This is a genomic window from Streptomyces sp. NPDC101151, assembly GCF_044768335.1.
Taxonomy (GTDB): domain Bacteria; phylum Actinomycetota; class Actinomycetes; order Streptomycetales; family Streptomycetaceae; genus Streptomyces.
On the sequence record NZ_JBIWPP010000114.1, the window covers coordinates 1 to 3,016 of the forward strand.

General features: G+C 68.8%; 1 protein-coding gene and 2 pseudogenes. 1 reads left to right on the forward strand and 2 read right to left on the reverse strand.

Going from position 1 to position 3,016, the window contains the following annotated elements; genetic code table 11:
• Positions 1–171, reverse strand: a pseudogene (locus tag ACIRU3_RS47495) (IS5/IS1182 family transposase); the annotation flags it as partial.
• Between the two features lie 299 nt (positions 172–470).
• On the opposite strand from ACIRU3_RS47495, the gene ACIRU3_RS47500 reads away from it, so the two are divergent.
• The gene (locus tag ACIRU3_RS47500) at positions 471–2,624 is read left to right on the forward strand and encodes a recombinase family protein (RefSeq protein ID WP_404070664.1); all 2,154 of its coding nucleotides are present in this window, start codon (positions 471–473) and stop codon (positions 2,622–2,624) included.
• A gap of 20 nt (positions 2,625–2,644) precedes the next feature.
• On the opposite strand, the pseudogene ACIRU3_RS47505 reads toward ACIRU3_RS47500, so the two are convergent.
• A pseudogene (locus ACIRU3_RS47505) lies at positions 2,645–3,016 on the reverse strand (transposase); the annotation flags it as partial.

Below are 3,016 nucleotides of genomic sequence, written 5' to 3' on the forward strand. Positions count from 1 at the left end.
CACCGCCTGCGTCTCGCGCCAGGTGGGGGCGTTCGCGCCGGTGAGGCGTCGGGTCATGACGTGGGTCATCGCCCAGTAGACGCGGGAAGCGGAAGAGGAAGGGCGGTGCTCGTAGTCGCGGACCAGGCGCCGGTGCAGTATCAGGATCCCGTAGGTCTGCTCCATCGCCCAACCACACTGCGCCTATGGATAGTCAAAGCAGCGAGCGGACGCCGATAATCGGCCGTGAGGGTCTGCAGCGGTTGGCCGCTGTGGCCCGACGGTTGCGGGGCCGGGTGAGCGACGAGGGGAACAGGTCGTCATGCGCGACGACAGTGACGTCGGCCCCAGAGAGCGATTCCGGCGGTGCCGGACGGGCAGGTGTGGGCAGCGTTGCCGGAGGTGAACCGGCAGGCGGTGGTGGGGCAGTTGGTGCGGCTGGCGAGCCGCGCGTGGGCAGCCGTCGCGCCGGCGAGTGAGCGGGACCGCCGATGACCTCGGTGATGCCGTGGGAGCGGCCCGGCAGCAAGATCGACGACCGTCACCTGCAGCGGCTCGCGGTGATCTATATCCGCCAGTCCACTCGCCAGCAGCTCGTCGATCACCAGGAGTCGACGCGGTTGCAGTACGCCCTGGTGGACCGGGCGGTCACGCTCGGCTGGCAGGCGGAGCGGATCCTGGTGATCGACGAGGACCTGGGCAAGTCGGGGTCGAGTGCCGTGGCCCGCACCGGCTTCCAGCGGCTGGTCACCGAGATCGGGCTGGATCACGTCGGTCTCGTGCTGGGGATCGAGATGTCCCGCCTGGCCCGCTCCGGCAAGGACTGGTACCAGCTGATCGAGCTGTGCGCCCTGTCGGGTGCGGTACTGGCGGACACGGACGGGGTCTACGACCCGGCCGAGTACAACGACAGGCTGCTGCTGGGGCTCAAGGGCACGATGAGCGAAGCAGAACTTCACCTGATCAAGCAGCGGATGTGGAGCGGACGCCTGAACAAGGCCCGTCGCGGCGAGCTGGCCTTCCCGCTGCCCAGCGGCTATGTCCGCCGCCAGTCCGGGGAGGTCGCCCTCGATCCGGACGAGCAGGTGCAGAGTGTGATCCGCCTGATCTTCGCGCAGTTGGAGCGGCTCGGCACATTGCACGGTGTGCTGCGCTATCTCGCTGAGAACGACATCCAGTTGGGCATCCGGCTGCGGGAGGGTCCGGACAAGGGCACCCTGGAATGGCGAAGGCCGAACCGGATGACGCTCCAGACCCTGCTGCACAATCCCGCCTATGCCGGGATCTACGCCTACGGGCGGCGCCGGGTCGACCCGCGCCGCCAGGACCCGGCACGGCCGAGCACCGGACGGGTCGTCCGCTCCCGGGACGGATGGCATGTGATGATCCCGAATGCCCTGCCCGCCTACATCACCATCCCCCAGTTCGAGGCGAACGAAGCGAAACTGGCGGCCAACCGCGCCCGCGCCGACGCCATGGGCGCGGTCCGAAGCGGCCCCGCGCTCACGGCCGGGTTGGTGCACTGCGGACGCTGCAACCGGCGCATGAGCGTGCGCTACCACACCCAGCACAGCAAGGCTCTGCCCGAGTATGTGTGCGCCCGGGACGTGACCAACTACGGCGCCAAGAAGAGCTGCCAACTCCTCAACTCCGCCTGCGTGGACGCCTTCGTCGAGCAACAGGTCCTCGCGGCACTGACGCCCGCCGCCGTCGAGGTGTCCCTGCACGCGGCCGACCAGGTCCTGGCCGAGCGAGCCGAGCTGGAACGGCTGTGGTCGCAACGGCTGGAACGCGCCGCGCAGATCGCCGACCGGGCCCGCCGCAGCCACCACCTCGCCGAACCGGAGAACCGCCTGGTCGTGCGCCACTTGGAGAAGGAGTGGGAGGACGCACTCGCCGCCCAGCAGCGGCTCCGCGAGGACTACGACCGCTTCACCCGCAGCAGTCCGCACACCCTCACTGAGGCCGAGCGGCAGACCATCACCGCCCTGGCCGGCGGCATCGAGGGGTTGTGGCATGCGAACAGCACCACGACAGCGGATCGAAAAGAGATCATCCGCGCGGTCGTCGACAAGGTAGTGGTCACCGTGCTCGGCACCAGCGAGCGGGTGAAGGTCACGATCGTCTGGGCCGGCGGGACGACGACGGCGGGAGAGGTCATCCGGCCGGTCCAGCGACTTCAACAGCTCAGCTACTACCCACAACTGACCAATCGGATCCGCGAACTCGCAGGCCAGGGCATCAGCGCCAGCAGGATCGCAGACAGCCTGGAAGCCGAGGGCTTCCGGCCCGCGAAAGGCGGCAAGCGGATCGCCGCAGCCACCGTTCACGACCTCATGCGCCGCCTCACCTGCCCCGCAGGCCGTGTCCACCGACACCGGCCCGCACCACCTGGCGAAGAGCCCGGCCCCAACGAGTGGTGGCTCAAGCACCTGGCTGCAGAGCTGGATATGACCACCTCCACTCTCTACGCCTGGATCGACCGCGGCTGGATCACCACTCGCCGGGAGAGCTGCTGGCCCCACCGGTTCATCGCCCACGCCGACCAGCAAGAACTCGCCGAACTCCGCGAACGCCGCACCCGCCCGCCTGGCTGGTACAGCCGCCGCATCTGGACCGAGACAGTAGAGCAACAGACTCCATGAGTGCACTGTGCTTGACAGATCTCGACCCTCCACCGCTTCGGCTGCGGCACGAACCCCTTGACCTGCGGGTTGCGTTCGACGATCTCGACGTCGATGCCCAGGCCGACGCCGTGTGCGACGACCTGGTTCTTGAAGCCCTGGTCGACCAGGGCTTTGCGGACGGTTCCGCCGGCGTGCTCGGCGACCTGGTCAAGCAGGACGATGCCTGCGGCGTTGTCGTGGGTGTTCGCAGCGAGGACGACGACCGCGATGACCAGGCCGAGGACGTCCACGGCCAGGCCGCGCTTGCGGCCCGGTACCCGCTTGGCCGGATCGTGGCCACTCGTGGAGGCGGGGACCCCGGCGGCCACATGGACACTCTGGGTGTCCAGCACCACCAGGGTCGGGTCCTC

What these genes read in the sequence shown, in the direction of transcription:
- ACIRU3_RS47500 (WP_404070664.1), top strand. Translation starts at nt 471, where the DNA reads ATGACCTCGGTGATGCCGTGGGAGCGGCCCGGCAGCAAGATCGACGAC.